Genomic DNA, 26,041 nt, shown 5'->3' on the forward strand with positions numbered 1-26,041 from the left:
CTCTATCGGTGTTTTGCTGTGGCACAACGGCAACCGTATGGTTTGATGTGTTCGTCAAAATATTCTTGCTGGTAGTCGTAGGAGAGCTCTTCTCCAATTTCAATTTTTCTTTTTGCAAAGATATACACACGCCCACGTCTAATATCTACTTCACAATTTGGTTTGCATGAGTGATTAATATAGCGTGCGGTATTTGTGCGTGAACTTCCATCAATAAACCGGCGCGAGTTTGTTTCAAACAAATATTTTCCGTTTATTGTGTCAGCGGTTTTTGCATCAACAATTCTTCCTGTGTATTCAATAATAAAACCCTTGCGCTCAATAGGTGCATCGGTGAATAATCCTAAACCACTTTTGGAACGTTTAATACGTAATGCACGACGGATAGACCTGTATTTTTTGGGTAGTGGAAACATGGTGCGACTAGTTACTCAAAGATGTCCCACATCTTCTGATCTTCGTTCCCATCAATCTTGAAGATGGCGACACCCGCAAGACCATATTCTCGAGCGAGATCCACTTTTTGTGCGATGGCCTCTGCGTCATTCCACGTTGCATAGTAGAACACTGATGGTAATCCTGTTGCGTGTGTGTACGCAAATGATTGCGCAGAAACTTTCAGTGCATCTGGGGTATCGTGTGGGATTGTTGTGTTGTAAGTAAATTGTGGTGCTGTTGTGATAGGGAAGAACGTAAAACTCAATTCTCCGGCGTTTCCGCGTATTGGTGTAACCTTGTACTGTTTTGCTGTTTTTATTCCGTAGGATGGATTGAATGCGCCAGTTTTTCCGTATTCTTGATATGTGTCGGAATGCACAATTACTTCGTACTCATGTCCGTACGTTGAAATGCCAAGAGATATTTTTTCTTTAGGAATACTTTGTAGTGTGAATTCTATCACCTTACGTACCCATGCTGGGTCTGATACGGGAATGTACGCTTCGCCGGAATGTGTGTTGTTGAGTGTAAGATCCGCGCGTTGTTGATCGTAGGTCATTATATTTACACGATCACAGTATGTCGCGATTGCGGTGTAGTCATTTGCATACCGCAGGTCAGTTGGAATTGTTTTGTAGAGTGATTCTGGCGGCGTGCGTGCTTCAATAGTGCATGAGAGAATTTTATTTTTTCCGAGTTTATTCTTGAGTTCTTTAAGAAATAGTCCAAATGCTTCAAACGTCTCAGCACTTTTTCCTTCATAATCGATATCAACACCATCGAACTTCTGTTTTTGCACCATTGTGGTAATGGCTTTGATGTGTTTGGTTCGTAACTCGGGAGTGCTCAACGTGGTGTAGATAGCGGATGTATTGCTCCACATTACTGTTGGAAGTATGTGTATATCTTTTTTGTGGGCGGACGAAAAAAGATTTTTCCATGCGCTTTTTTGAATTTTTCCAAGGTCAATAAGCGTACCGTCACTTTTCACTGAATAGTTGAATGGAAAGATGGTAGATAAGTCAGAGAGGTGTTTACGAGCGTCTTTGGTGCCGCTTGATACAGCCCAGTATGGAATCCATCCAGATACTTGGAGAGAGTCAGCGGCAAGAGTAAGGAGTGGTGTGGAAAAAAGAATAATAATGATGGCGCACAACCACAATGAAGTTGCACGTACAGGCTGTACGATTGTAGTAACGAGTTTCATACGAGTAGTATACCGTATGAGCCAGTGATTCGTTACATGGGATAACAAAAAAACACCCGTGCGGGTGTTTTTTTGTTATTATTTCTTGGTAGTTTTTTTTGCTGGTTTCTTTTTTGCTACTGGTTTTTTTGTAGCAACTTTCAATTCTTTTGAAATATTTTTCCAGTGACCTTTAAGTTCTGTAACAAATGCTTGTACATCTTTTGGATCAAGCTTCTGGAGTTTTTTGTAGCGCTCCGCGACTTCTTTAATTGTTGTGTGGTATCCTTTCTCGCTTATTGCAGAAGCCTGTTTAAGTTCTGCTACAACGTCCTTTTTTGCTTTTACAGACCACGCCTTAACTACAGCGCGGTTCTTTTTGGCATCCTTCGATGCATAGAAAAAGTATGTTCCAGCTGCTGCGGCTGCGAGTGCGGCGATACCTGTTCCAACGGCTACTTTGTTAGTTGTTGTTTTTTTCATGTGTGATTTTGCGAAATCATATTACGTAGCGTCGATTGTTACGTGGCTGAGATCGCGATAAACTTTGTGGTTATCAGTTAGTGTCTTTTGTTTTTTGGACATTCACTGGTTTTCTTTTAATATTTTTTTGTCTCTTGATAAATAATCCAAGAAAGTAATCAAAAATTGTTTTTATTTTTGTACCTTCTTCTTTTACCGCACCGCGCAGTTCATTGATATCACCAGCGAGTTTATCACCTTCTTTTCGCGCTATTTCAGAGAGGTGGCGTACATCTCTTAGTACGGGAATGATGTAGTACATCGATATTCCAAACGCAATAGTCAGAAGAACAACAAAAATACTTGTAATAAAGAAAAAAATATCTGCGTGGATAAGTGTTTCCATAGAGAATAGTTTAGCACATGTGCCTGAATATTTTTAAAGAGCATTTTCCACATCTGTGTATAGGTTGATGGGGAAGATTGCATGTTTTGATGGTAGTTCGTGTTTATAAGTTGTCTGTTGTCTGGTATACTGCCCACGTATCCCTCTATAAAAAACAGGGGGCATTACTACATATATGAAAAAGAACACACAACAGTCAGGTTTTCGTTCAGTAGAGCGTCTTTCACATTTTCGATGTGGAGCGTGTAATAAATGGTGGTCAATCGGTGATGCGCCACTTGGCAAAAAAGAATGGCACTGTCCGTGGTGTGGAGAGAGGCAGGTGATGGAAAGGGCTAAAAGTCCAAAATAGGTATGAAAAAACCAGACAGTGACAAAATAATAGTGAGGGGTGCCCGAACACACAATCTTAAGAATGTGACGGTTGAAATGCCACGTAACAAAATGGTTGTGTTTACTGGTTTGTCAGGTTCAGGAAAATCTTCTTTGGCGTTCGATACCATCTTTGCAGAAGGACAGCGCCGATATGTTGAGTCATTGTCTGCGTATGCGCGACAGTTCATCAGTCAAATGCCAAAGCCGGATGTGGATGAAATTGTTGGGCTTTCTCCCGCAATTTCAATTGACCAAAAATCTCGCTCAAACAATCCGCGTTCAACCGTTGCAACGATTACTGAAATTTACGATTATCTCCGTATTTTATATGCACGTATTGGTATTCCGCACTGTTTGGTGTGTGGTGAGCCAATTAAGCGGTTGACAAACGAAGAGATTCAAAACTTTATTCTTGAAAAAGTAGACGTTGCGTCTGCGAGTGTAAAAAAACGTGGACAGAAAAACCTCTCTGAAGCAATTGCCGATGCCCAAACGGGTCCTGCACTTGAAATTTTTTCACCAATTGTGCGTGGACGAAAAGGTGAGTACTACCAACAACTCTACGATTTTCTCAATCGGGGATATACCGAAGTACTTGTGGATGGTGTTCGCAAAAAACTACGAGAACAAATTATTCTTGAAAAAAATAAAAAACACGATATCGATATTCTCATTGACCGTATTCCACTCGTTGATTTCGTTGAATCACATGACACTGCACTCGAGCGTTTGCGTGAGTCGCTGGAGCGCTCGCTCCATGAAGCACAAGGACTTGTTCGTGTGGTGTTTTCAGGTATTGATGAGTTTGCTAAAAAAGGAAGCAACGATATTGGTGTATTGATGTCATCAAAGTTTTCGTGTCCAAATGACGGCTATTCGTATCCAGAAATTGAACCACGATTATTTTCTTTCAATAGTCCGTACGGCGCCTGTGCGGAGTGTAATGGACTTGGAACACAAGATTTTTTTGTGAAGGACGCATGTCTGGTGTGTAACGGAGCACGTCTTCGTCCTGAGGCACTCCATGTACGTCTTAATGGAAAAAATATCGTTGAAGCAACTGCGTTGTCTGTTGATGATGCTCATGTATTTTTCCGCGTTCTATCTCTTACTGAAAAAGAAAAAGAAATTTCAAATGTTGTTGTTCGTGAGATTATTGATCGACTTAAATTTATGCAAGATGTAGGTATTGGGTACCTTACACTTGATCGTCGCGCCAACACACTTTCAGGAGGTGAAGCACAACGTATTCGTCTTGCGTCACAACTAGGTTCGGGACTTGTGGGGGCACTCTATGTTCTTGACGAACCAACGATTGGACTCCACTCGCGTGACAACGATCGTCTCATTAAAACACTTCAAAATCTTCGCGATCTCGGTAATACGATTATTGTGGTTGAACATGACGAAGACACCATTTTCTCATCTGATTACATTGTTGATATTGGACCGGGCGCTGGGGTGCACGGAGGGAAGATTGTGGTTGCTGGTGATTTGGAAGAATTGTTAACGGCCAAAGAGCCTCCGGTAAAAGGGAAGTCGCTCACCCTTGCGTACCTGCGTGGTGAAAAATATATTCCACTTCCTGACATACGTCGTACTGCGGACAAGGGCGTTATCAAAATTCGTGGTGGAACTATTTTCAACATAAAAAATATGAATGTTGATATTCCTCTCGGAAAATTTGTTGTGGTAACAGGAGTGTCTGGTTCCGGAAAATCTTCGTTTATGTATGAGATTTTGTACAAAAATCTTCAGGCGCGTTTGGAGCGAAAGTATCGAACTGCGCAAACATTCAACTGCGGTTCTATTACGGGAACTGAATACGTGTCTCGAACAATCATGATTGATCAGTCACCGATTGGTCGCACTTCACGAAGTAATCCGGCAACGTACACGGGAGCCTTTTCACATATTCGTGACATGTTTGCAGCAACACCTGAAGCACGCGCTCGTGGTTGGAAGGCGAGTCGATTTTCATTCAACGTAAAAGGTGGCCGATGTGAAGCATGTGAAGGAAAAGGTGAAATTGCTGTTGAAATGCACTTTCTCCCAACAGTGTATGTTGAGTGTGATGTGTGTGGCGGTAAGCGTTTTATGCGCGAAACACTTGAAGTTGAGTATCGAGATAAAAATATTCACGAGGTGCTTTCGATGACTGTAGAAGAAGCACTCGCTTTTTTTAACGATATTCCTGCCATTTATGACCGACTCCACACACTTAATGAAGTTGGTCTTGGGTACTTACAACTTGGCCAATCAGCAACAACACTCTCAGGAGGAGAGTCACAGCGCGTTAAAATTTCTTCTGAACTCTATCGCACGCATGTGCAAAAAACACTCTACCTTCTTGATGAGCCGACCATCGGACTTCATTATGAGGACGTACGAAAACTTATTGAAATACTTCAGATGCTTACCACAAAAGGAAACTCGGTTATTCTCATTGAGCACAACATGGACATTGTGAAGAGTGCGGATTACATTATAGATATTGGTCCTGAAGGTGGAACAGAAGGAGGAAAAGTTGTAGCGTTCGGAACTCCAGAAGAAGTTGCTGAATCAGGCACGCACACAGGACGCTATTTGCGCAAAGTGTTACGTAAACAGGCAACACATGTATCGTCAAAAGAATAATTCTAATACTATGCAGTATGTTTGTTGTCCATTACTAGTTTCTAGTACCTAGTTGATCATATATGTCCAATTTTGATGACACTAAAGGAAAAGAGGACCTTCGTCGGAAAGCGCTTGAAGAAACGGCAAGTGCACAGCGACTTATCAAGGCACAAGAAGAAAGGCGGAAACAACAGCATGCGCAAATTGTCCAATTAGAACTTTCGCGTTTAAACCAAGAAATAAAACGTGCAGAGCAAGAACGAGCGTCACTAGTGCTCGAAGAAGATTCAATTAAACGTCAAGAGGCGGAAGAAAAAAGAACGGTTGAAAGTACCGTAACTCACCAAGCACAGGCAAAGACGGAAACGCTTGATATAAGTCGTACACAGCAAAAACTTGAAAGCGAGTTGGCCGAACTCACAAAGAAAAAAGAAACACTCACTGCAACACTCAAAAAAATGGCACAAGAGCACGTAACACGCCAGCGTGCTAAGCCGACTATTTCTCATATCCAAAAAAATGCAGGGAAAGAAGGCGAGCTAAAGCGTGAGCTTGTCAAGTTAGAAAAGGATATGGAAACACTCAAAAAAATTATTGCTGCTGATGAGGCGCGTCTGCGTGAAGAAAAGGCGACATGTACTCGTGAAGAAGCAGAAAAGAAAAAGATTGAATTGGAATTGAGTACCGTACAAAAAGATGCACACAAAGAAGAGGTGGTTGGAGGTTTATCAGCGCAGCAAGAGAAAAAAATACAACAAGAATCTGAACAGATACAAACGGTGCTCGGTGCTGTTGAAAGAAGTATTCAAGATGTTATGAGAAAATTGCGTTTATTTACAACGCGCGGACAGAAGCAAAAAAGAGATACGCAAGAAAACGAACGTACAAAGAGAATGGCTGAACAAGCGGTGCGTACTGCGGATACAAAATTGCGAGATCGTGAACGACGACTTAAACAACTGGATGCTGATATACGTACAAAAAAAGAAAAGAAAGAAAAGTTAGAGGCCGAATTACGCTAGTGGAGTGCATACAAAAAGCCAGATGTGCTATCTGGCCAGTTTTGAACACAAGAGAAGTTAAGATTCGAAGTCTAGATCGGCGCCATCACTGTCGATGTCGTGATGCCGCAGGGCAGAATCCGAGGGATGACCGTTAGCTCCTACATCAGGAAGTGGGGGTGGTGGACACGGGGTTTCGATGTCGAAAGATGAAATTCCAACAATGACGCGTGTCGGCCTTGGCACTCGGCTGTGCGGTGTATCTTCGGCACTCATATATTCTCCTTGCTCGTCGTTCGTCTACCTTATAGTATAATCCTATAATGGCGTTACATCTAAAAGATATACACACTCTCCCCGATGCTCCTGGCGTGTACCTTTTTTGTAAAGGTAAAGATATCCTCTATATTGGCAAGGCAACATCGCTTAAAAATCGTGTACGTAGCTATTTTTCCTCGGATATTATAGAAACGCGTGGCCGGCGTATCGTAAAAATGCTTGATGAAGCAACGCGTGTCCGGTTTGAAGAAACACCCTCCGTCCTTGAGGCACTCATTCTTGAGGCGGTGCTGATTAAAAAACATCAACCAAAGTATAACGCAAAAGAGAAGAGCGATACGAGTTTTAACTACGTTGTTATTACCAAAGAAGATTTTCCGCGTGTTTTTACTCTTCGTGAACGAGAACTCTCCAACATTCCACATACTACATTCCACATTCGTCATTCATTCGGCCCATTTCCTCATGGTACACAACTAAAGGAAGCATTACAGATTATTCGTAAAATATTTCCATTTCGAGGAAAAAATGATGCACCATTGGCTTCGGATCGAAGACGTGCATCTCGTTTGTACGAAGAACTCGGACTTTCTCCACGATCACAAGAAATAAGTGTGCTGGAGTATAAAAAAACAATCCGACATATTGTGCTCTTTTTTGAAGGTAAGAAAAAACAACTTCTCACTACTCTTACCAGAGAAATGAAGCAGTATGCCCGTGCCCGCAAATTTGAACAGGCTAGCGAAATAAAGAGACGTTTGTATGCCTTGCAACATATTCAAGATGTAGCGTTGATACGGCCTGAAGTTCAAAGTTCAAAGTTCAAAGCTCAAAAAAGAATAGAGGCATATGATGTGGCGCATATTTCCGAAACTGCACGTGTTGGTGTAATGACTGTTATAGAAAATGGGGAACCAAACAAAAGAGAGTATCGAACCTTTTCTATTAAAACGAAACAACAGGGAGATATTGCTGGTCTTTCTGAGATTCTTGAACGCCGTTTGCAACACATGGAGTGGCATCTACCCAAGCTTATTGTTGTGGACGGTGGTATTGCTCAAAAGAATGCAGCTGAAAAGATTTTAAAAACATTTGGCTTTCAGATTCCTATTGTTGCCGTCACTAAAAATGAACATCACAGACCTGAAAAACTTCTAGGAAATCAAAAAGATATACTAGGTAATGAAAAAGAGATTCTTCTTGTCAATAACGAGGCACACCGCTTTGCGCTTAGTCGACATAGAGCAAAAAAGAATCGAATTTTTTGATATACTAAAGACATGACCAAAATACGCGTTGGTGTTGTACGTGGTGGAGGAGGTAGTGGATACCAAAATTCTCTTGAAACAGGGAAGGTGGTGTTGAACACGCTGTCTCAGGAAAAATACGAACCCCACGATATTTTTATAGATACAAATGGCGTGTGGCACGTGGAAGGATTTCCTCTTTTGCCAGAACAAGCGGTCCGACGTTTCGATGTTATTTTTAATGCGCTTGATGGAAACAATGAAGGTGTCATTAGAACGCTCGAGCGTTTTCATATTCCATTTACCGGATCGGGCTCACTCGCGACAAGTATCGCTCAACACAAACTTCGTTCCAAAGAAATATACACACAGAACGCTCTTCGGACACCACTGCACACGATATTTGATGGTAGTGTACACAACGAAAAAGATATTCGTGAAATTTTTCGAACATTTCCGCATCCAACAACAGTGCACCCCGTTGTGTCTGGCTCGCGAAACAATGAGATTGTGTACACACTTGCTGAACTTACCGATGCTATTGCGCACGCACAGCAAAAACACGGCACGACGCTCATAGAAATGCACATTCCTGGAAAGAGAGTCTCGTGTTTGGTTACGGATGATTTTCGTGGTGAAAAACAACACACGGCTTTCCCTGTACACACGTCAGATGAAAATGCTCAGCTTTCTCGGGAAGAAAAGGAAGAAGTACAACATATGGCGCGTACCGCACACAATGCACTGGGCGCACGTCACTATTCACTCTCTGATTGCGTTGTGTCTCCGCGAGGTGTATACGTTCTTGAAACAAAAACAGCGCCGGCATTTGGCGATGATTCTGCGCTCGGGCGTTCTCTTGCTGAAGTGGGGGTTCCACTTTCACATTATTTAGATCACATCGTTTCTCTTTCTTTGAAAAAATAGAACCAAGAGGATTAAAAAACTAAGGCCCTTTTCCGTACAACGGAAAAGGGCCTGTGCTGTGTCACCGGTTATTGCTCAGGGAGCTTGATTGCTTCTCGAATCAGCCCACCTTTTATGTACCGGTACTTGAAATACCACCTCGCGTTCCCAGAGTCCACAAGTCGCTTAAAGTGTTGATACACTGTCTGGGGACTTCGGCCCGTGCACTGTACCACTGAGTCAACTGTAAGAGTTCTGTGAAACTTGAGGCGGTCGAACAGGCATCTGTCCCATCCGAGCTCCTTGAGCTCTTGTTCCCAAAGACAACGGATCTTTTTGGACATCAGCCACTCCTTTTTGTTGTGGAAATTGGTTTTATCTGAAATGTAAAATACATCTCAGATTACGTACTGTCAATCTTTTTATGTGGCGATCTTTTTTGGTCCAAAGAGGTAGTGGGCGCAGTATCCAGTCAAGATTCCTAGGACAATACCACCAAGAATATCGCTTGGGTAGTGTATGCCAGCAGTAATACGAGCGATGCCTATGAGTAGTCCTGATGCATACAACATCCATGCAAGTTTTTTATTACCAAAAAAGTACATTGCAGTTGCAAGTGAAAAAACAAACATAGTGTGACCGGACGGAAAAGAGTTTGATGTTTTATCAAACAAGTAGGGAATATTGAGTGTGTGCAGAGGTCGCGGGCTTTCGTATATGAAGCGAATGAATTCTGTAAGAAGTTCGGCACCAAGAACACTTGCAATGAGTGCTTTCGTATTTTTCCAAAATGTCAGAAGTGATCCTGTGTAAATGTCGCGATACCACACAACACCAGCAATGAGTATGATGAGAAAAACGTAATATTGTGCAAAAAAAAGTACTATTCCATCGATGAGGGGGGATGTGCCAAGAATCCCGTTAAGGGTGAATAGAATTTCTAGGTTAAGGTTCATTGGAGTTTGTTTTTGTGGTCACGAATCACTAAGTATTTTACTTCACTTCGTTCGTAAAATCCTAAGTGTTCTTGAAGCCTACCCCGGCACGATCTTTTGATCGCCCGTCTCAATGAGCACATTGACCTACTGGGTCGGCGCTCAGACCAATGGCGCGCCTGCGACTTCCATAAAATAAAAAACCTAGATTCAAGAAGGTTTTTACTTTGTGGACCCGACCGGATTCGAACCGGTGACCTCCTCATTGCAAATGAGGCGCTCTACCAACTAAGCTACGGGCCCGTATCGAGTAATTGAAGATACTGGGCATGCCTTCAGCGAAGAAAATGATATCATAAAATATCTTCAAAACAAGAAGGATGTGGAGTAGTATACCGATAGTACCCAGTAGGTACATTAGTAGATTTGTAATGTGGTTGTACTATTGTACTCAATCGTGCGTGGTTTGGGATAGATTGTTCCTCAAAATTATTTTCTCTGTCGGGCCGTAGTATACCGGTAGTACGCGTGCTTCGGGAGCACGTAGACCGAGTTCGATTCTCGGCGGCCCGACAGATGGCGTAAAAGAAGAATAAGACACCGGAAGTGTGGGGCACTTCCGTGGCTCTGAAAGAGACGTAGACCGAGTTCTGAGTCACAAATAATTTTCTGCTGAAAATTTTTGCGACCCCGTCTCGCGCCGTCGCGCTCCGACTCTTTGACTGTGCACAGTCAAAGCTCGGCATCCCGACAGAGGGTGTAAAATTAGTATTTAAAATTAAAAATATTTTTATGCCAGTATTTTTATGTTTACCGACTAAGTAAAAAAGTTATGGGACAGTACCGGAAAGATTTTCCAGATGTACATGATGGACAGAGATTATGCACCGTTTAAGTTGACCGATGAGTGGGGAGAATGTGTGCAGGTCTACCTCATGCTTACAAAGAGGGGTAGACAAAAAGGGAAAACCGAGGAAGAAATACAAGAAATGCTTAGAGAGAAAATTGCGGACGTGTTTGGGTACTTGCTTCTTTTTGCTGAACAGGAGAACATTGATCTATCTGACGCTTTGAAGAAAAATGGTTTACTCACATTAAGGAATAATACACACCAATGAAAATTGCATTTGTCACAGCAGATACCGCTCGGTTAGAACAACTTTTAGCACCATACGCGCGCGTGTGTGAAGTTGTTACTGAAAACCCTGATGTGGTTATTTTGTTTGGTGGAGATGGGACGTTGATGATTGCTGAACACCAGTATCCTGCGGTTCCAAAACTTTTTTTGAAAAATAGCAAAATTGCAAAGCTTGGTCCTAAAATTCCCAATGAAGAGATTTTGGACAAATTCTTTTCAGGAAAGTGCACAGTAACCGAGCACATGAAATTGCGTTTTTCAATCGGGGAGAGGCACGCGGAAGCGCTCAACGATATTGTGGTGCACAACGAAAACCCGCGACATGCTATTCGGTACATTCCGCGTGTGAATGGAAATGCTTTGTATGATGAAGTCATCGGTGATGGTACGGTGTGTGCAACCCCACTTGGCTCAACTGGTTACTACCGTTCAATCACTGACAGTATTTTTGAAACAGGAATTGGTCTTGCGTTCAACAATAGCACCGAGCAAACAGACCATATTGTTCTGAAAGAAGATAGCATTGTGTCTATTGAAATTACCCGCGGGCCTGCGTTTTGTTATGCGGATAATCAGGAAGAATCATATCCACTTACAATAGGCGACATTCTCACTATCCAAAAATCCTCCGAAACCGCAAAAATAATCTCGGTGTCCCAGTAAAGTGTTACAATTATGTATATATGAAAACATTCGACTACATCCTAAAAAGTTTTATGAATGCGGGCGGAGTATGTATCTACGTGTCTGGTATTGCATGGCTTGGATTTAATACTCAAGGAATTGATAATGTGGCTGGTTTTGCTCTCCCTGTTTTCATGCTTTTGCTTTTTGTTGTTTCTGCATCTATAACCGGAGGACTTGTGTTAGGAAAGCCAATTCTTTTGTATCTGGAGGGAATGAAACGTGAAGCACTCATATTGTTTTTTACAACACTTGGCTGGCTCATTGTGTTTCTCGTCGTCATTGCTTCAACACTGTTTTATTCACAAGCAACACATAATGAAACAGATCAAAAAAAGATTGATGTTTTTGATAACGCAACTACAACCGTAGAAAAAACAAATGATTCACCCGCTGTAGATTCAAATAACAATACCAAGTCACTGCCACCTCCAGAAATTCCAAAAGTAGTTAAACAATGTGTGCCAGCTGGATGTAGTAGCGTGGTATGTGTCGATGCCACTAAAGCAAGCGAGATTGTTACGGCGTGCGAATATGAACCATGGTATGCATGTTATAAAAGTGCACAATGTGAAGTGCAAACTGACGGCGAGTGTGGATGGACACAAACACCAGAATTAACTGCGTGTAGGGCAAACTCGCCAATACGTTAATAGGGTATATGGAATTATCACAACAACATTGCGTGCCGTGTGAAGGTGGTATGTCACCAATGAGCGAAGAGGGAATTACAAAAAATCTTCTACTTATCTCCACGTGGTCGCTCAAAGAGGGGCGACTTTACAAAAAATTTGAGTTCAAGACATTCCCTGAATCAGTGGCATTTGTGAATGCGATTATGCCTATTGCTGAAAAAGAAGGGCACCACCCCGATATTGCTATTTTTTATAACATTGTTGAATTAACCCTTTGGACACATGCGATTGGTGGTCTTTCGGTAAATGATTTTATTCTTGCGTCAAAGATAGATATCTTATATAAAAGTGCCTCTTAAAGGCACTGTGGGGACTTGTCATCGCCTATAGAACGTGTATACTAAGTCCCTATGACATTTGCAGTAATTGAAACAGGCGGAAAGCAATACCTCGTTTCTGACGACAAGTCAATAGTAACCGAAAAACTTCCTATCGAGGCAGGTGAGAAGGTTGTTTTTGATAAGGTTGTGCTCATGGACGATGGTTCTACAACAACCCTCGGTGCTCCCTACATTGTAGGTGCAAAAATCGAAGCAACACTCGATGCACAAGGACGTGGTAAAAAGATTGAGGTTATTAAATACAAGGCAAAGAGCCGATACTACAAGAAGCGCGGACACCGCCAGCCATTCTCAAAGGTAACCATCAAGAAAGTATAAAAAATCTCCCCAACATCGAGGAGATTTTTTATTTAGTACTTTAATCAAGAAATTTAAAAATGTACCGATATATCGGTACATTTTTGTTATGGACTAATTCGCGCGAATAGGAGAATAGTCTCAGTCCTTTAGGGATATAATTTTCAAACCTTTTTCTTCAATAGTTTTTTTGGGCCAAAATTTGGTGAGGTCATTCAGTGTCCAGTTACCAACAAACCCAACTTGTTTTTCTATTGTTCGTCCCGTGTACTCCTTTGTCTCTGGATTCCACTCTCGCAATACCAATGTGTCGCCTTCGTTTATTTCAAAATCATTGAGACGTAGCTCGAAAGATTTTCTACCACTCGCTACTTCATCAAAATATTTTGGCCAAATTTTTTTTCTCAATACGCATATGATTTCACAAAATCACGTCGCGCAAGTGTCAATTAAGGCGCGACGAATATTTGTTGTATTAGCGTCTATTAGTAAACGCGCTTTTAATGGTGTCGGCATCGGAATATTCAAGTTCAGTTCCTGTGGAGAGTCCGCGTCCGAGCATGGAGATAGTAATACCGTTTTCAGTGGTGATAGGTAAGAGAAGTGACTTCACGTGGTCCGCGGTCATTTCACCCTCAGGATGTGCTCCTGTGGCGATAATGATTTCTTTGAGGTTTTTGATATTTTTTTGCACGTACTTCGTGAGCTCGTCTGTTTTAAGATTTGATGGTGTTGATTCAAGAAGGGGAACGGTTCCTCCAATGACAAAGTAGTGACCGTTGTATGCGTGTGTTTTTTCAATGGCGTCTAGATCGGCATCTTTTTCAACCACCATGAGTAGGTGTGTGTCCCGGTTTGGAGATGAACAGATATCACAGACCTCGGCGTAGCCATCTGCATCAAAGAAGCGGTGGCACTGCGCACAGCGTGAAATAGACGCTTGGAGTTCTTCAATACGCTCAGACAAACTTTTCACAAATGCCTTGTCTTGGGTAAGGAGAAAGTGCACGAAGCGTTTTGCTTGTCGTGGTCCGATGCCTGGAAATTTTTGAAAGTATTCAGCTAGTTTTTGTATCGCGTTCATCTTGTACAGTTTAACAAATTTTGATCCACTATGTGTTTCTTGACAGAAAAAATGTGCGGTATATAATGTTTGTAGATTACATTTCAAACGCGTTTATACAGTGGAATAGTAGGAAGTCTTAGTATGGTTTGAGCGAGTTCGGGATAGTGTGAGCCGAACCCTGAAGAGATTTTTGAACACGTCACTGGAGCGGTTAGTGAAAAAGCCCAGCAAAGAAGTAGGGCACAAGCTAGACGGTGGTCACACATCGTGAATCTGTAAATTAAGTGTCCGGATATCCTGCATAAGGAGTTCGGGAAAGAGGATGGAACCGCGGGTAGTCATATCTAAAGACTCTCGTTCCTTTTGTATCGTCGTATATGACGGTGCACAGGGAATGGGAGTTTTTTGCGTTTATGAAAGGAGAAACGCATGGGCTTCACACGAACCCGTCGTTCTTTTGGCGGAGCAGGTCCGCACTAACAACCTGTACGGAGAGATAATCTCTCCGTACACATGGTGTCTGTAGCTCAATTGGTAGAGCGCTTCTCTGTGGCAGAAGTGGTTGCGGGTTCAAGTCCCGTCAGACACCCTATGAGCTATAAAAGTAAAAAACAAAAAAATACGCTCAGAAATCGCATTGGTAATAAGATGCGAACATTTAGAATTGTTCTTTCAAGACTCGCACAGAACGTGCGGTCTCAGCTCAAAGGTCGAAAGGAAAGCAAAATGTCCCTACCACAGACGAGAAAGGTCATGGCATTTCTTCGAGATGAGGCTCGGCGTATTCGACCCAACAACAAGAGGATTGACGAATGGGTCGATGAACTTCTCGAGCAGTGTGCTCGAGACGGAAAGCCGGTAGACGTACTCACCCAGTGGTGTCTGTCGAAAGATCTCGAAACTCGGAAAATACAACAAGGAGGTCGACTTTCACCCCTTCCTTCCGAGAAGAAGATGATCCTTGAGGCAATTCCGCGCATTATTGATGTTTTCACCAGTAATGGCTTTCGAGTCAACTGGTGGTTCACATTCAACAAGGCGTTTGTGGACGAGGGGCGGGTGTCTGATGCATTGGTCGTCGAGTATATCAATCTCATCAGTGCCCTCGTTTCCCAAAATGAGGCAGTGCGCGAAAGTGGTATTCTTATCAACTGGGAGGAAGAAGTGCTCCAAGGTCGACAACAGCCAAATAGAGAAGTTATGGAAGATTTCTTTCGGTACATTCCGAGGGGCGCGTTTGATATCGAGATGAAAAATCTCCTTCGACGCGTCCAGAAGTACCCCAACTTTTCAAAGTCAGTTGCCGAGCTCGAGGTAGAAAAGAAGTACAACATTGCTTGTGAGGTGGGGGAGGGGAAGTTTCTCCTCGGCGAGCAATCGCCGTTTTCCAAGGGAGAGTTTCTCCTCATTCCATTTGAATTTCCGGAGCGGTACGGATTTTTCGAGATACTAGCTCCAGGGTTTCAACGTCGTATTGCTGCAGTACTTAAACCATACCCATGGCGCATAGATGCCGACGATCTGGTGTATGAATCGTAGCGGTTCGCACACATAAGGCCCGCTTCGTTTAACACGAAGCGGGCCTTTCTCTAATAGTATTCAACTAGTTTTTGGATTGCATTCATAAATTTTCAAGTGGATAGACGTCGAAGGCAACTTCTTCGTATGGGTGTACTGATTTCATCGCCGAAATAATATCAAGCATTTTCTCTCTTTCGCAGACAAATTCAATTCGTTCTTCTGGTACAGATTCTAATGTACCAACTTCACCTATTGCTGGACGCGCTCCGTCTTCAGGTAGAAATCGTCCGGTTCCTTTTGATGAAAAGGTACAGAATGAATAGTTGCCAATTTTTCCTGCGCCTGCTTTACCTACAGCATCACGAACAACATCGGCGTGTGATTCAGGAACGAACACAACGATTTTTAGTTTTTTTGTTTGAGACATGCGACTATTTTAGCAGATTTTTAGGGCTATTTGGGGTAACTTGACAAGTGGTAATAATATATAGTATAATATCTAACAGAAGCTCATCACCAGATCAGCCGTAATGGTTGGTCAAAACCGAAGGAGAAAAATCGTGAAGAAGATTTTCTCATTTGACGCCGAGACCAACGGACTCTGGGGACAGGCGTGGGCGATCGGCGCCCTCGTCTACGACGAGAACGGCGTTGAAATTGCCCGATTCGTCGGCCGTCTGCCGGACTCGGCGGTGACCGACTCGTGGAGCCGGGAGAACACTCTGCCCCAGGTGCAGGGAATCCCGGTGACCCATGAGGACTACGACTCGCTTCTCGCCTCGTTCGCCGACTTCTACAAGGCGAACAAGGACGGAGCCGACGTCGTCGTGCACATGGGGTACATCGTGGAGGCGAAGATTCTTCGTGATCTCCACGATCGCGGCCTTATCGGCGACTGGGAGGGGCCGTACCCGCTCTACGACGTCAGCGGAAACCTGCAGGCCGCTGGTGCGGACCCCACCTCGGTGGACAAGTTCGCGGACGAGCGAGGTCTTCAGGTGGGAGTGGGTACCGACATCGTCGGAGGAACCCACAATCCGCTCTGGGATTCTGCCGCCGCGGCGGCAGTCTACCGCTACTTGGTCTACGACAAGTAGCAACGTGGGAGTTTGAGAGGACTCCGTCAACAAAACCTCTCCCATCGTAGAATGTGTGTTCTACCCGATGAGTCCAAAAGGACGAAATGGTTTGTTCTTTGAGAAAATTCTTTCGGTTATCTCAGTGTTTGTGATTTGAAGAGAGCGTTGAGATAACCGAAAGAAAAAAGGAGATACTATGCAAAGGAAAAAAATTGAAGTGAAGAAAGGGAAGTACGCCTTTCTTGTTGACGGACTCAGAAAAGAGCCCATCAACTTTCTGCGGCATGAGCCGCTGAATGAGATTGAAATCTTACTTGGCAAGGGAGCCAAGAGTGTCGAGTACTACGGCACTTTCGGGGGAGAGGACGGGGTTCTCCTTCTAGTAGTTGAAGTGTCGTCGGATGGACCAGTTATCACAGAAGGTGGTAATCTCTTCGCGTTCTGCAAAGGGTGCGGAGAACTCATTCGGAGCGAGCACGGGTGTGTCAGAGGGTCTGATGAACCGTGCAAGGAGAAGTTCCGGTCGGGAACAAGCTTTCTCACCGCCCCGCTGGATCACCCTTGTGCCGCTCTCTACCACGCGGCACAGGACGGAAAGTTCTTGGTCGGGATTGACAACCCGATGCGAGTTCCAGATGTGCCGAGTTGGGTCTTGATTCAAAACAGAAAGACCCACGGCGGTGGTCACCATTATCACTGGTTTGGTCGCTCTGGACTTAGTCCAGAGGGTCTCGCAGACTTCTTTCGGAGGCATCCTGCCAGTGACGCCGAAGTATCTCTCGAAGGAGAGGTTGTGGTGGTCAAATCATCACAACTCGGACCGTGGATTGGTTCGAGTGGACGTTGGGCGAAGGCCTACCAACGTCTTGGAATTCGAGTTCAGTTTCGACCAGTTGTAGCCACCGCCTGATGAAACACGGGAGACCGCGCTTTCATCAGGCGGTTTTCTTATTTTTATTTTTTGAATCTACTCCACTATTCGCGCGAATTAGAGAATGGTTTTTTGGAGCTTTTGAAAGTATTCAGTTAGTTTCTGAATTGTATGCATGCGACTATTTTAGCAGATTTTTAGGGCTATTTGGGGTAACTTGACAAAACAAATTATTTTTGCTAAAAAACAGATAGAACACAACATACGCTACTTGGCGTATGAACTTTTGGAGAAAAATCATGAAACTGTTCCGAGGTGTGCTTATCGTCTTGACGGTAGCGTTGGTTTTCCAGGCCCTTCTCACTGTCTACAAGCATCACAAAAAGGCGGAGCAGCTGGAGAGGTTTGTGGCCGCAGAAGCGTTGGACGCGGCCGCCTCACTTGCAAACGCTCTGGAAGCCACTTATTACCAGGACGGAGGACTCGATTCTGTTGTGACCACGTGTGCCTCATCGGAGATCACCTGGACGAAGACGACACACGGGGAGTTCACAACCCGATGCAACGTCACCGGAGATTTCTACGACCCGGACACGTACAAGACGATTACGGACGGAAAAGACACAATCCTTCCAGTGAGTCTTTTCACGAGAGTCGACGAGAGGATGCTCGTTCGACTCAAGGATGGTTGGAGGTTGCGGAGCGCCACCCTTACAGTGCTCGCGGAAGACGCCCGAGGTCGGGTGCTTGCCAAGGCGAGCAAACACCTTCGGTAGTGGGCATTCAATCTCTGCCGCCTGACAGACACGGAAAACCGCGCTTTGTCTGGCGGTTTTCTTATTTTTATTTTTTGAATCTACTCCACTATTCGCGCGAATTAGAGAATGGTTTTTTGGAACTTTTGAAAGTATTCAGCTAGTTTCTGGATTGTATGCATGTGACTATTTTAGCAGATTTTTAGGGCTCTTTGGGGTAACTTGACGTGGGACGATTTATGACTTATACTTTTTACGGAACCGAACGAAAGAACAACTTCGACTCAGGAGGCCGAGACAATGGCGACTCAAGGGGTGGTAAGTGTCGTGAAGAACGGGGTGGTGGTGCTCAAGGTTGTCGCAGGCTGCGATGGTTACAACGCGGCCCTGCTCGGCAACACGATTCGGGGAATGGGAATCATTCCAGATGCGGAGAACGCCTACGACCTGGCGTTCAAGCTCCGTTTCGGCGAGGTCGAGTGCCTCGTCGCGATGGACCAGAGGACCGAGGTGTTTCGGGGTCACGACGAGATCGACTCGACGAGGTATCGAGCCACCTTCAGCGACCCGCGCTTCAACCCAAGGTGGGAGCAGGGAACCGCCGACTTCGTGGAGGTGGTCGAGTTCTAGAATCAACACGATGACCCAGAACGAGCTGAACTATACCGTCTGACAAACACGGAAAACCGCGCTTTCATCAGGCGGTTTTCTTATTTTTATTTTTGAATCTACTCCACTATTCGCGCGAATTAGAGAATGGTTGCCGGGGAATTTCTGAAAATATTCAGTTGTCTTAATTAAATTTTACAAAAAGAAACCGCCTCGTCTGGGAACGGGACGGTTCCATGTGACGGGGCGGGGGCAGGTGCTACTGCGGGGTTGGGAGCGAAATTGGCGCAGTTCGGTTGACCTGCATCGTGCGGCGCATCCACCACTCGTCCAGGATGATCTGGACCATACCGCGCTCTCGCTTGCCCGCGACCATTTGCGCTATGGGTGCGAGTGTTCGAATGTCGCGGTGTTCGCGCTGGCCGTCGGACCACTCGATGAGTACCTCTGTGAACGACGGGTTGTGCTCGTAGCGATCCACGACCCAGAAAATCTCATTGTAATCGGTGATGCAGGTGGCGGGAAGCTCGACGGTTTTGAGCAGCTCCAGCATCTGCTCTTCGTGCACCTTGCGCTCTGTCGCGGTTCGCGCCTCTTCGGCGTCGGCGGACTTGGAACCAGACGTGTCCCCGATGAGCATGAAAAGGCTGAAGACGATGATGCATCCGAGGATGAACCCGAAAACGAGGTTCATCCGTTTCGCTGACATGAACTCTCTCTCAGTAAAGAGGCGCTCCATGTTGAACCTCCTCGGCCGATGGCCTGTAGGTACGTATTTTCTGGAGAGGATGATACTATAAAATCACAAAAAAGTCAACTGACAAATTATTCGAGGATATCAGGAATATGAGAACGGGGAACTTTGCGAACATTTACTTTCTCCATTTTTAGAATTGACGCTTTCATGAGGCGGTGTAGTCCGTCTAAGATTAGCCAACGGCCTTTATTCTCCATAATGTCTATTGGATGTATGAGGTCTGCGTTCATGGTGCGCTCGTACTCTTCTTTGTGCGCGTCAGGATTGGTCAGGACTTCCTGGGGCGTAAGATTATAGACGCCGTTTTCCCAAAGGAATGGAATATCGAAGTGCCATGTAAGTTCGCTGGTAGGTATTTCTTCAACAGGGACATCAAGAGCCCACACCTTTGGTTCACTCCAATCAAAATCAAATCCAACGTCTTTAATTATTTGTGGAATATCACCCATGTTCTGATTATTTTTGTATTATATAAAAAAGTGCCTGACTCCATTGTCCACATTTTTTATTTCGCACATCGTTAAAGTACCCCTTTGTTTTGCAATTCCATTACAAAAAACTTACCTTTTTCACTGAAATCAATTGTCAGCTGTCCGCCCACTTTATCTTTTCGTATAAGTCCTATAACGTCAAGTTTTGAGAAGTAATTAGGATTTAAGTATTCATCGTACGGATGAGATGGGCTTGTCGAGTATTTACCGCCATATTGATAAATAATTTGGTTTGCTTTTTTGAGTGCCTCAATATTTTCGGGGTTATAAGAGAATTTTTTTAGTTCATCCAACCAAGCGACCATGGGATTGCTTTTTTTTATTTGTTTTTCTTGCTTAGTTGTTTTTGCAACCACCTCAATTTTTTTTGCGCGCTGTTCTTCGAGTGCAGTTTTTTCTTCCTCAATCTTCCTTTTTTCTAGAATACTTATGATAGTTTTTTTTGACTCATACTCCTCATTTTTTCTGTGTGCTTTTATAAGAAACAATTCAGGAAATGTCCAAATTACTAAAAATGTTAATAAGAAAGGTAGCGCCCAAAGGCAGACGCTTATTATAGGATGTGTAGGATCTAATAAAAGATTCTGAAGATATTCTGTTTTTAAAAGTCCTTTAGATTCCCAGATTTTTTCCTCACTTAGAAAGAAAAGAGCAACCATAAATTTCCAATGGATGATTATGGAAGATATTAGAAGTGTCCCATAAAATGGGCTTGAAAATCTCTGCTCGACCATCTTTTTTATTGATTCAAAAATTTCTGTCATGTTTTTGTTTCTAAAACTCCGCACTTGTTCCTTGAGCGGAAGCGTCGAATTGCTCAACACCGTGGCGTTCAAGTGAACGGAAGGTGGCTTTCTTGTCGTCAAAGTAGAGTTCGAGCACACCCGTTGGACCGTTACGGTGCTTGGCGATGATGAGTTCCACAATGTTTGAGCGCTCACCAGCTTCTTTGTAGCGGTCTTCACTGTGAATAAACATAACCAAGTCAGCGTCCTGTTCAATAGAACCAGAGTCACGAAGGTCGGAGAGTTGTGGTCGTCCACGGCGCTGTTCAATGGCACGTGAAAGCTGTGAGAGGGCAACGACAGGCACGTCGAGCTCGCGGGCAAGCTGTTTCAGTGAGCGGGAAATTTCGGTCACTTGTTGCACCATGTTGTCTTGCTGGCGGTTTTTACCTGATGGAACCATGAGCTGGAGGTAGTCTACAATGATGAGGTCGAGACCTTGCTCACTCTTGAGACGGCGGGCAACAGAGCGCATTTTCAAAATGTTGTTGCCCGCCTGGTCGTCGATGAATATTTTTGCTTGCGAGAGTTTGTTTGTGGCATCACTAATGCGTTCAAATTCGTCGTCGGTGGAAAGTTTTCCTGTGCGCAAACGCCACGCATCCACTTGTGCCTCTGATGCAAGCATGCGGTCTACTAATTGCTGTGCACTCATTTCAAGAGAGAAGATACCAACGGATTTGCCGTAGCGAATAGAGGAGTGGCGTGCAATGTCCAATGCGAGGGACGTCTTTCCCATGGAAGGTCGTGCGGCGAGAATGACGAGGTCTGCTTTTTGAAGTCCTGCGATTTTGTTGTCCAACTCTGGAAAACCTGTTGGCACACCGCGGAGTGTTCCTGAAGATTTTTGCAATTTGTCCAAGCGTTCAAACGCATCGGCGAGCACGTCACTGATGGGAATAAATTTCTTTGTTCCTGGGGCAGACGTGATGTTGTAGATTTGCTTCTCCGCTTTATCAAGTAACTCTTCCAACTCTTCTTCTTCGGCAAAGCCGAGTTCGGTGATGTGGTAGGCGGCTTCAATCAACTGGCGCATCGTGTACTTCTTTTGCACAATTTCAGCGTAGTGCTTTGCGTTCATGGATGAGGGCACCGTGTCCACCAAGCCAGTGAGGTAGCTCATGCCACCAACCGTCTCTATTTCTTTGAGTTCTTTGAGTCGAGAGGAGAGTGAAACAAGATCAATCGGTTCTCCTTTTTTGTAGATGTCGAACATCGCGGAAAAAATAATTCCGTGTTTGCGTGCATAAAATGATTCTGCTGAGAGAATATCAATGACGTCGTGCACTGCTTCAGGACGCAACAAAATAGAACCGAGAAGTGCTTTCTCTGTCTCCACATCTGATGGTGGTGTGCGAACTGGTTTTGTTTGAGGGTGAGTTGCCATGAATATCTGCATAGTAGCATACGAAAACAATCGCCTTTACATACAAAAGAGGGGAGTACCTGTGTCTACACTGTGGACAAGTGAGTCAAAAAAACGGCTCTATAGAGCCGTTTTTATGCATTAGGAGTTTTTTGGAATGATTTTCTGGCCGTCAGGCGTGTCTTTAACATCAAATCCTAATTTTTCAATATCAGCACGTAGGTTATCAGATGTAGTCCAATCTTTTGCTTCGCGCGCTGCTTGTCGTGCGTCAAGGAGTGATTGAATGTCATTTGAGACAGCCACTGCCTCAACGCTATCTAACTTGAGTCCAAGAACGGTATCAAATGCGAGTGCGGTTACTTTTTTGTCAGCAGGGGATACAGCTTCATCTTTGAGAAGCTCCCACAACACAGCAACTGCCTGAGGGGTTCCTAAATCGTCATTTACTGCGTCCATGAATCGTTTGTAGTACTCATCGTTGACGGTGCCTCCTTCTTCATCTAGCTCACGAATACGTTCAACTAATTTGAGGTATGCATTTTGTCCTGCAAGGAGCGCTTCCATAGTGAAGTTCATTTCACTTCGGTAGTGTCCTGTGAGTAACCAGTAGCGGTAGGCAAGGGGAGTCACACCTTTCTCTTGTAGTGTTGAGAGAACGAGTACATTACCAAGCGATTTAGAAATCTTTTCATTATCAATATTGAGAAACGCATTGTGCAACCAGTATCGTGCAAATACTTTTCCTGTCGCATTCTCTGACTGTGCGATTTCATTGTTGTGGTGCACAGGAATATGATCAATACCACCTGTGTGAATATCAAATGTCTCACCGAGATACTTCATGCTCATAGCTGAACACTCAATGTGCCACCCAGGAAATCCTTTTCCCCACGGGCTTTCCCAACCAAGCTCGGTGTTGAATTTCCATAACGCAAAGTCACGGGGACCGTGTTTGTGAGACTCTTCTGCATCCGCACGAACATCTGAGAGTGGAGTGAGTCCGCCAAGTCGTCCATAGTGTGCATCTTTTTCTGTATCAAAGTAGACACCATCGCCAGGAATGATGTACGTGAATCCTTTTTCTTCGAGACGTTTGATGATATCGATTTGTTCAGGAATGTTATCTGTCGCTCGTGGTAATTCTTGTGGGTGCAGAATATTAAGAGAGGCCAAATCTTCTTCAAATACTTTTGTGTATCGTTCTGCAAGTTCACGCATACCAACGAGCGTCATAGGAAGACCTTCTCGTTTTAAGCCTTTACTCATTTTGTCTTCTCCAGAGTCTGCATCGGAGGTGAGGTGACCAACATCCGTAATGTTCATCACTTGGAGTACGTCGAATCCATTTGTGGTGAGTACACGACGAAGCGTATCTGCAAACACATACGCACGGAGGTTGCCAATGTGTACACGGTCGTACACGGTTGGGCCACAGTTGTACATGCCCACATGTGGCGCAACAAGCGGTTCAAACGGTTCTTTTGTTCGTGAAAGTGTGTTGTAGAAGGTAAGCATATTAGAGCCAGCGTTTGTGTTTGAAGAAACTGTACATGGAAATCGATAGGATGGCCATAAGCACAATAATAATCCAGAAATCATACGTACTTCCCACAAACGGCGCGTGTATTGTGTTCATACCGAAAATACCAGCAACAAGTGTGAGTGGAAAGGTAATAAATGCCATGACGGTAAGTGTTTTGATAACTTCGTTTTGTTTAATACTCAAGAGTGAGTTGTTTGTTTCGCGTAGTTCGTTGAAAAAAGATTCTTCGCCTTCAAGTTGGTGACGGATACGTCGGTAATCACCAATGCTACTGCGTATGTGGCGATTAAATGATTCACCTAAGAGTGTTTGACCTGACGTGGCAATTTCTTCGAATGCTTCTTCATGGTATCCGAGGGCCTTTTTAAAATCGGCGAGCTCGCGTCCAAGAAGCGAGAGTGAGTGCACTACTTTTTTTTCTTGATCTGCAAATATTTTTTCTTCGATACGTTCGAGTGATTTTCCAATGCGTTCTAAATCGTACTCAAATGATAAGTACAATTTTTCTATCATGGTGTGTACGAGAGAGCCGACGTCGCGTATTTCGGAGAGAGATGTTGCAGTGGCGTTGTTGGTATCAAATAATTCTTTAAATTCTTGGAGTGAGGTATCGCTTGTGTATCGTGCGGTAATGAGCACGTCGGGCATAATAATGAAATCAATTTCGTGGAGCGATTTTCCGTTGTCATTGTGTTCTTTTTTTGGAAAGTGCAATACGATATAGGCGCACGAGTCGTACATATCACTGTGCGATCGGCGCGTACTGACGAGAAGCTCGGCTCCCACGAGTGCTGGGATGTGGTAGTGCTCAATCAAAGTTGCAACATCGTCTCTTGTTGGGGAGACAACATCAATCCATGTAAGTTTTTTATGCGTGTGTGTTGTGAGTGTCATGTTTCTTGCATATACATTCTACCGCATGTAATAATACTTGCTATGATTCGTGTTCACAAGATTACGCTCTTTATATGTGCACTCGCTCTTTTCGGAGTTGGTTTTTTTGTTGGTAAGGATAGCGTTATCCCTGTTTCGTTGGTGACGGATGTAAAAAATGTTGAAAAACCACAAACTGTTTCTGCTGATTTCAATCAATTCTGGTCAGTGTGGAATCTTATCAATGATAAATACTTTGCTGCATCATCAAGTGTTTCGCAGGAAAAGGTGTGGGGAGCAATCGGCGGTCTCGTCGATTCTCTAGGTGATCCACATAGTATTTTCTTTCCACCAGAAGACGCACAGATGTTTCAAGATATGATTCTTGGAAGTTTTGGTGGTGTGGGAATGGAAGTAGGCGAGAAAGAGGGTGTTATTACAGTCATTGCACCGCTCAAAGGTTCTCCTGCTGAACGTGCGGGTATTCGTGCAGGTGATACGGTTGTAGAGATAGGCGCAACCTCAACGGCGAATATGTCTCTCGATGAAGCTGTTAAGCAAATTCGTGGCAAGATTGGAACACAAGTACAACTCACGTTGGCGCGCGAGGGGAACCCTGAATTTATTATTGTGAAGGTGATGCGTGAAAATATTTCTATTCCCACACTTGATACTAAACTTCGTGACGATGGTATTTTTGTTATTTCCCTGTATAACTTCGATGCAAAATCTTCTGTAAAAATGCGAGAAGCGTTCGAGGCATTTACGGCATCACAGAGTACTAAACTGATTCTTGATGTGCGTGGAAATCCAGGAGGGTTTCTTGATGCGGCCGTTGATATTGCTAGTTACTTTTTACCAGAAGGAGCAATTGTTGTTCGTGAAAAATTTGATCAGGGAAGGGAAGAGCATGTGTACCGAAGTGCTGGGTATGCTCTTTTGAAGAAGCCGTTTGATATGGTGGTACTTGTTGATGGTGGTTCTGCATCCGCTTCTGAAATTCTTGCTGGGGCATTTCAAGAACATAATATCGCGAAGCTTGTAGGGCAAAAAACATTTGGAAAGGGTTCTGTACAGGAACTCATTCCTCTTGCGGGAGGCGCTTCTCTCAAGTTGACTGTTGGGGAATGGACAACACCAAATGGTACTTCTATTTCAAAAAATGGATTGACCCCTGATGTGGTTGTTCCTATGACATTTGAAGATAGTCAGGCAGGAAAAGATCCTCAAATGGATTCTGCAGTCGGTATTCTCCTCAAAAAAACTCCATAGGTATAGCGTTTTTTGTTACCTTCAGGCCCTGTGTAACCGTG

The 26,041-nt window shown here is 44.1% G+C and carries 30 protein-coding genes and 3 tRNA genes; 18 read left to right on the top strand and 15 right to left on the bottom strand.

Annotated elements, in window-relative coordinates:
• Positions 1 to 2: 2 nt before the first annotated feature.
• The 4 genes from IPJ70_00465 to IPJ70_00480 all read right to left on the bottom strand — a co-directional run bounded on the left by IPJ70_00465 (position 3) and on the right by IPJ70_00480 (position 2,492).
• A complete protein-coding gene (locus tag IPJ70_00465; GenBank protein QQR82576.1) occupies positions 3 to 416 on the bottom strand; it encodes an SET domain-containing protein-lysine N-methyltransferase in 414 nt (137 codons plus the stop codon).
• A gap of 11 nt (positions 417 to 427) precedes the next feature.
• Positions 428 to 1,645: a hypothetical protein gene (locus tag IPJ70_00470; GenBank protein QQR82577.1), complete on the bottom strand. Its 1,218-nt coding sequence runs from the start codon at positions 1,643 to 1,645 to the stop codon at positions 428 to 430.
• Positions 1,646 to 1,723: 78 nt separating this feature from the next.
• A complete protein-coding gene (locus tag IPJ70_00475; GenBank protein ID QQR82578.1) occupies positions 1,724 to 2,107 on the bottom strand; it encodes a hypothetical protein in 384 nt (127 codons plus the stop codon).
• Between the two features lie 73 nt (positions 2,108 to 2,180).
• On the bottom strand, positions 2,181 to 2,492 hold the full coding sequence (locus IPJ70_00480) for a hypothetical protein (GenBank protein ID QQR82579.1): 312 nt from the start codon (positions 2,490 to 2,492) through the stop codon (positions 2,181 to 2,183).
• Positions 2,493 to 2,667: 175 nt separating this feature from the next.
• Between IPJ70_00480 and IPJ70_00485 the strand changes: the two genes are divergently transcribed.
• The 5 genes from IPJ70_00485 (at position 2,668) to IPJ70_00505 (ending at position 8,940) form a co-directional block, all read left to right on the top strand.
• A complete protein-coding gene (locus tag IPJ70_00485; protein ID QQR82580.1) occupies positions 2,668 to 2,844 on the top strand; it encodes a hypothetical protein in 177 nt (58 codons plus the stop codon).
• A 2-nt stretch (positions 2,845 to 2,846) separates the two neighbouring features.
• On the top strand, positions 2,847 to 5,504 hold the full coding sequence (gene uvrA / locus IPJ70_00490) for an excinuclease ABC subunit UvrA (GenBank protein ID QQR82581.1): 2,658 nt from the start codon (positions 2,847 to 2,849) through the stop codon (positions 5,502 to 5,504).
• A 62-nt stretch (positions 5,505 to 5,566) separates the two neighbouring features.
• The gene (locus tag IPJ70_00495) at positions 5,567 to 6,508 is read left to right on the top strand and encodes a hypothetical protein (protein ID QQR82582.1); all 942 of its coding nucleotides are present in this window, start codon (positions 5,567 to 5,569) and stop codon (positions 6,506 to 6,508) included.
• Positions 6,509 to 6,810: 302 nt separating this feature from the next.
• A complete protein-coding gene (locus IPJ70_00500; protein ID QQR82583.1) occupies positions 6,811 to 8,034 on the top strand; it encodes a GIY-YIG nuclease family protein in 1,224 nt (407 codons plus the stop codon).
• 12 nt (positions 8,035 to 8,046) lie between these two features.
• A complete protein-coding gene (locus IPJ70_00505; GenBank protein QQR82584.1) occupies positions 8,047 to 8,940 on the top strand; it encodes a hypothetical protein in 894 nt (297 codons plus the stop codon).
• A 401-nt stretch (positions 8,941 to 9,341) separates the two neighbouring features.
• Here the strand turns inward: IPJ70_00505 and IPJ70_00510 are convergent, their stop codons facing one another.
• Both IPJ70_00510 and IPJ70_00515 read right to left on the bottom strand, forming a co-directional pair.
• Positions 9,342 to 9,875, bottom strand: coding sequence for a phosphatase PAP2 family protein (locus IPJ70_00510; protein QQR82585.1), 534 nt, complete (start codon positions 9,873 to 9,875; stop codon positions 9,342 to 9,344).
• Positions 9,876 to 10,084: 209 nt separating this feature from the next.
• Positions 10,085 to 10,157, bottom strand: a tRNA-Ala gene (locus IPJ70_00515).
• Between the two features lie 199 nt (positions 10,158 to 10,356).
• On the opposite strand from IPJ70_00515, the gene IPJ70_00520 reads away from it, so the two are divergent.
• From IPJ70_00520 to rplU, 6 genes are all read left to right on the top strand, one after another.
• Positions 10,357 to 10,427, top strand: a tRNA-Pro gene (locus IPJ70_00520).
• A gap of 293 nt (positions 10,428 to 10,720) precedes the next feature.
• Positions 10,721 to 10,972 (top strand): pyrophosphatase, encoded by a 252-nt coding sequence (locus tag IPJ70_00525; protein QQR82586.1) that lies wholly within the window; start codon positions 10,721 to 10,723, stop codon positions 10,970 to 10,972.
• The gene (locus IPJ70_00530) at positions 10,969 to 11,655 is read left to right on the top strand and encodes an NAD(+)/NADH kinase (GenBank protein QQR82587.1); all 687 of its coding nucleotides are present in this window, start codon (positions 10,969 to 10,971) and stop codon (positions 11,653 to 11,655) included. Before IPJ70_00525 ends, IPJ70_00530 begins: the two co-directional genes overlap by 4 nt.
• Positions 11,656 to 11,675: 20 nt before the next feature.
• Positions 11,676 to 12,329, top strand: coding sequence for a hypothetical protein (locus tag IPJ70_00535; protein QQR82588.1), 654 nt, complete (start codon positions 11,676 to 11,678; stop codon positions 12,327 to 12,329).
• A gap of 8 nt (positions 12,330 to 12,337) precedes the next feature.
• Complete coding sequence (locus IPJ70_00540) at positions 12,338 to 12,670, top strand: 4a-hydroxytetrahydrobiopterin dehydratase (GenBank protein QQR82589.1); 333 nt, start codon at positions 12,338 to 12,340, stop codon at positions 12,668 to 12,670.
• A gap of 51 nt (positions 12,671 to 12,721) precedes the next feature.
• Positions 12,722 to 13,030, top strand: coding sequence for a 50S ribosomal protein L21 (gene rplU, locus IPJ70_00545; protein ID QQR82590.1), 309 nt, complete (start codon positions 12,722 to 12,724; stop codon positions 13,028 to 13,030).
• A 120-nt stretch (positions 13,031 to 13,150) separates the two neighbouring features.
• Here rplU and IPJ70_00550 read toward each other — a convergent pair whose 3' ends face one another.
• Complete coding sequence (locus IPJ70_00550; GenBank protein QQR82909.1) at positions 13,151 to 13,429, bottom strand: DUF3850 domain-containing protein; 279 nt, start codon at positions 13,427 to 13,429, stop codon at positions 13,151 to 13,153.
• Between the two features lie 55 nt (positions 13,430 to 13,484).
• On the bottom strand, positions 13,485 to 14,093 hold the full coding sequence (gene recR / locus IPJ70_00555; GenBank protein ID QQR82591.1) for a recombination protein RecR: 609 nt from the start codon (positions 14,091 to 14,093) through the stop codon (positions 13,485 to 13,487).
• 498 nt (positions 14,094 to 14,591) lie between these two features.
• Here recR and IPJ70_00560 point away from each other — a divergent pair.
• Together IPJ70_00560 and IPJ70_00565 are read left to right on the top strand one after the other, a co-directional pair.
• Positions 14,592 to 14,664 (top strand) — tRNA-His (locus IPJ70_00560).
• A gap of 164 nt (positions 14,665 to 14,828) precedes the next feature.
• Positions 14,829 to 15,614, top strand: a complete 786-nt coding sequence (locus IPJ70_00565) for a hypothetical protein (protein QQR82592.1) — start codon at positions 14,829 to 14,831, stop codon at positions 15,612 to 15,614.
• 82 nt (positions 15,615 to 15,696) lie between these two features.
• On the opposite strand, the gene IPJ70_00570 is transcribed toward IPJ70_00565, so the two are convergent.
• Complete coding sequence (locus IPJ70_00570; protein QQR82593.1) at positions 15,697 to 16,023, bottom strand: YqfO family protein; 327 nt, start codon at positions 16,021 to 16,023, stop codon at positions 15,697 to 15,699.
• A 133-nt stretch (positions 16,024 to 16,156) separates the two neighbouring features.
• Between IPJ70_00570 and IPJ70_00575 the strand changes: the two genes are divergently transcribed.
• The 4 genes from IPJ70_00575 (at position 16,157) to IPJ70_00590 (ending at position 18,931) form a co-directional block, all read left to right on the top strand.
• The gene (locus IPJ70_00575) at positions 16,157 to 16,693 is read left to right on the top strand and encodes a hypothetical protein (protein ID QQR82594.1); all 537 of its coding nucleotides are present in this window, start codon (positions 16,157 to 16,159) and stop codon (positions 16,691 to 16,693) included.
• A 178-nt stretch (positions 16,694 to 16,871) separates the two neighbouring features.
• Positions 16,872 to 17,585 (top strand): hypothetical protein, encoded by a 714-nt coding sequence (locus tag IPJ70_00580; protein ID QQR82595.1) that lies wholly within the window; start codon positions 16,872 to 16,874, stop codon positions 17,583 to 17,585.
• Between the two features lie 239 nt (positions 17,586 to 17,824).
• The gene (locus tag IPJ70_00585) at positions 17,825 to 18,322 is read left to right on the top strand and encodes a hypothetical protein (protein QQR82596.1); all 498 of its coding nucleotides are present in this window, start codon (positions 17,825 to 17,827) and stop codon (positions 18,320 to 18,322) included.
• 279 nt (positions 18,323 to 18,601) lie between these two features.
• Entirely contained in the window at positions 18,602 to 18,931 is a 330-nt protein-coding gene (locus IPJ70_00590) for a hypothetical protein (protein QQR82597.1), read from the top strand.
• 238 nt (positions 18,932 to 19,169) lie between these two features.
• Here the strand turns inward: IPJ70_00590 and IPJ70_00595 are convergent, their stop codons facing one another.
• From IPJ70_00595 to IPJ70_00620, 6 genes are all read right to left on the bottom strand, one after another.
• Positions 19,170 to 19,619 carry a hypothetical protein gene (locus IPJ70_00595; protein QQR82598.1) on the bottom strand — a complete coding sequence of 150 codons (450 nt, stop codon included), beginning with the start codon at positions 19,617 to 19,619 and terminating at the stop codon, positions 19,170 to 19,172.
• A gap of 116 nt (positions 19,620 to 19,735) precedes the next feature.
• Complete coding sequence (locus tag IPJ70_00600; GenBank protein QQR82599.1) at positions 19,736 to 20,116, bottom strand: ParB N-terminal domain-containing protein; 381 nt, start codon at positions 20,114 to 20,116, stop codon at positions 19,736 to 19,738.
• A gap of 71 nt (positions 20,117 to 20,187) precedes the next feature.
• On the bottom strand, positions 20,188 to 20,922 hold the full coding sequence (locus tag IPJ70_00605; GenBank protein ID QQR82600.1) for a hypothetical protein: 735 nt from the start codon (positions 20,920 to 20,922) through the stop codon (positions 20,188 to 20,190).
• Between the two features lie 10 nt (positions 20,923 to 20,932).
• Positions 20,933 to 22,330, bottom strand: coding sequence for a replicative DNA helicase (gene dnaB, locus IPJ70_00610; GenBank protein ID QQR82601.1), 1,398 nt, complete (start codon positions 22,328 to 22,330; stop codon positions 20,933 to 20,935).
• Between the two features lie 120 nt (positions 22,331 to 22,450).
• Complete coding sequence (locus IPJ70_00615; protein QQR82602.1) at positions 22,451 to 23,827, bottom strand: cysteine--tRNA ligase; 1,377 nt, start codon at positions 23,825 to 23,827, stop codon at positions 22,451 to 22,453.
• Between the two features lies 1 nt (position 23,828).
• Positions 23,829 to 24,749 (bottom strand): magnesium transporter CorA family protein, encoded by a 921-nt coding sequence (locus IPJ70_00620; protein QQR82603.1) that lies wholly within the window; start codon positions 24,747 to 24,749, stop codon positions 23,829 to 23,831.
• A 42-nt stretch (positions 24,750 to 24,791) separates the two neighbouring features.
• On the opposite strand from IPJ70_00620, the gene IPJ70_00625 reads away from it, so the two are divergent.
• Positions 24,792 to 26,000 carry a S41 family peptidase gene (locus IPJ70_00625; GenBank protein ID QQR82604.1) on the top strand — a complete coding sequence of 403 codons (1,209 nt, stop codon included), beginning with the start codon at positions 24,792 to 24,794 and terminating at the stop codon, positions 25,998 to 26,000.
• Positions 26,001 to 26,041 lie beyond the last annotated feature (41 nt).

It is taken from the genome of Candidatus Campbellbacteria bacterium (assembly GCA_016699465.1).
Lineage (GTDB): Bacteria > Patescibacteriota > Minisyncoccia > Phycocordibacterales > EsbW-18 > EsbW-18.

Bases quoted from the DNA above. Each gene is read 5' to 3' on its own strand.
- IPJ70_00465 (QQR82576.1), bottom strand. From the start codon at position 416: ATGTTTCCACTACCCAAAAAATACAGGTCTATCCGTCGTGCATTACGT.
- IPJ70_00470 (QQR82577.1), bottom strand. From the start codon at position 1,645: ATGAAACTCGTTACTACAATCGTACAGCCTGTACGTGCAACTTCATTG.
- IPJ70_00475 (QQR82578.1), bottom strand. From the start codon at position 2,107: ATGAAAAAAACAACAACTAACAAAGTAGCCGTTGGAACAGGTATCGCC.
- IPJ70_00480 (QQR82579.1), bottom strand. From the start codon at position 2,492: ATGGAAACACTTATCCACGCAGATATTTTTTTCTTTATTACAAGTATT.
- IPJ70_00485 (QQR82580.1), top strand. From the start codon at position 2,668: ATGAAAAAGAACACACAACAGTCAGGTTTTCGTTCAGTAGAGCGTCTT.
- uvrA (QQR82581.1), top strand. From the start codon at position 2,847: ATGAAAAAACCAGACAGTGACAAAATAATAGTGAGGGGTGCCCGAACA.
- IPJ70_00495 (QQR82582.1), top strand. From the start codon at position 5,567: ATGTCCAATTTTGATGACACTAAAGGAAAAGAGGACCTTCGTCGGAAA.
- IPJ70_00500 (QQR82583.1), top strand. From the start codon at position 6,811: ATGGCGTTACATCTAAAAGATATACACACTCTCCCCGATGCTCCTGGC.
- IPJ70_00505 (QQR82584.1), top strand. From the start codon at position 8,047: ATGACCAAAATACGCGTTGGTGTTGTACGTGGTGGAGGAGGTAGTGGA.
- IPJ70_00510 (QQR82585.1), bottom strand. From the start codon at position 9,875: ATGAACCTTAACCTAGAAATTCTATTCACCCTTAACGGGATTCTTGGC.
- IPJ70_00525 (QQR82586.1), top strand. From the start codon at position 10,721: ATGATGGACAGAGATTATGCACCGTTTAAGTTGACCGATGAGTGGGGA.
- IPJ70_00530 (QQR82587.1), top strand. From the start codon at position 10,969: ATGAAAATTGCATTTGTCACAGCAGATACCGCTCGGTTAGAACAACTT.
- IPJ70_00535 (QQR82588.1), top strand. From the start codon at position 11,676: ATGAAAACATTCGACTACATCCTAAAAAGTTTTATGAATGCGGGCGGA.
- IPJ70_00540 (QQR82589.1), top strand. From the start codon at position 12,338: ATGGAATTATCACAACAACATTGCGTGCCGTGTGAAGGTGGTATGTCA.
- rplU (QQR82590.1), top strand. From the start codon at position 12,722: ATGACATTTGCAGTAATTGAAACAGGCGGAAAGCAATACCTCGTTTCT.
- recR (QQR82591.1), bottom strand. From the start codon at position 14,093: ATGAACGCGATACAAAAACTAGCTGAATACTTTCAAAAATTTCCAGGC.
- IPJ70_00565 (QQR82592.1), top strand. From the start codon at position 14,829: ATGGCATTTCTTCGAGATGAGGCTCGGCGTATTCGACCCAACAACAAG.
- IPJ70_00570 (QQR82593.1), bottom strand. From the start codon at position 16,023: ATGTCTCAAACAAAAAAACTAAAAATCGTTGTGTTCGTTCCTGAATCA.
- IPJ70_00580 (QQR82595.1), top strand. From the start codon at position 16,872: ATGCAAAGGAAAAAAATTGAAGTGAAGAAAGGGAAGTACGCCTTTCTT.
- IPJ70_00585 (QQR82596.1), top strand. From the start codon at position 17,825: ATGAACTTTTGGAGAAAAATCATGAAACTGTTCCGAGGTGTGCTTATC.
- IPJ70_00590 (QQR82597.1), top strand. From the start codon at position 18,602: ATGGCGACTCAAGGGGTGGTAAGTGTCGTGAAGAACGGGGTGGTGGTG.
- IPJ70_00595 (QQR82598.1), bottom strand. From the start codon at position 19,619: ATGTCAGCGAAACGGATGAACCTCGTTTTCGGGTTCATCCTCGGATGC.
- IPJ70_00600 (QQR82599.1), bottom strand. From the start codon at position 20,116: ATGGGTGATATTCCACAAATAATTAAAGACGTTGGATTTGATTTTGAT.
- IPJ70_00605 (QQR82600.1), bottom strand. From the start codon at position 20,922: ATGACAGAAATTTTTGAATCAATAAAAAAGATGGTCGAGCAGAGATTT.
- dnaB (QQR82601.1), bottom strand. From the start codon at position 22,330: ATGGCAACTCACCCTCAAACAAAACCAGTTCGCACACCACCATCAGAT.
- IPJ70_00615 (QQR82602.1), bottom strand. From the start codon at position 23,827: ATGCTTACCTTCTACAACACACTTTCACGAACAAAAGAACCGTTTGAA.
- IPJ70_00620 (QQR82603.1), bottom strand. From the start codon at position 24,749: ATGACACTCACAACACACACGCATAAAAAACTTACATGGATTGATGTT.
- IPJ70_00625 (QQR82604.1), top strand. From the start codon at position 24,792: ATGATTCGTGTTCACAAGATTACGCTCTTTATATGTGCACTCGCTCTT.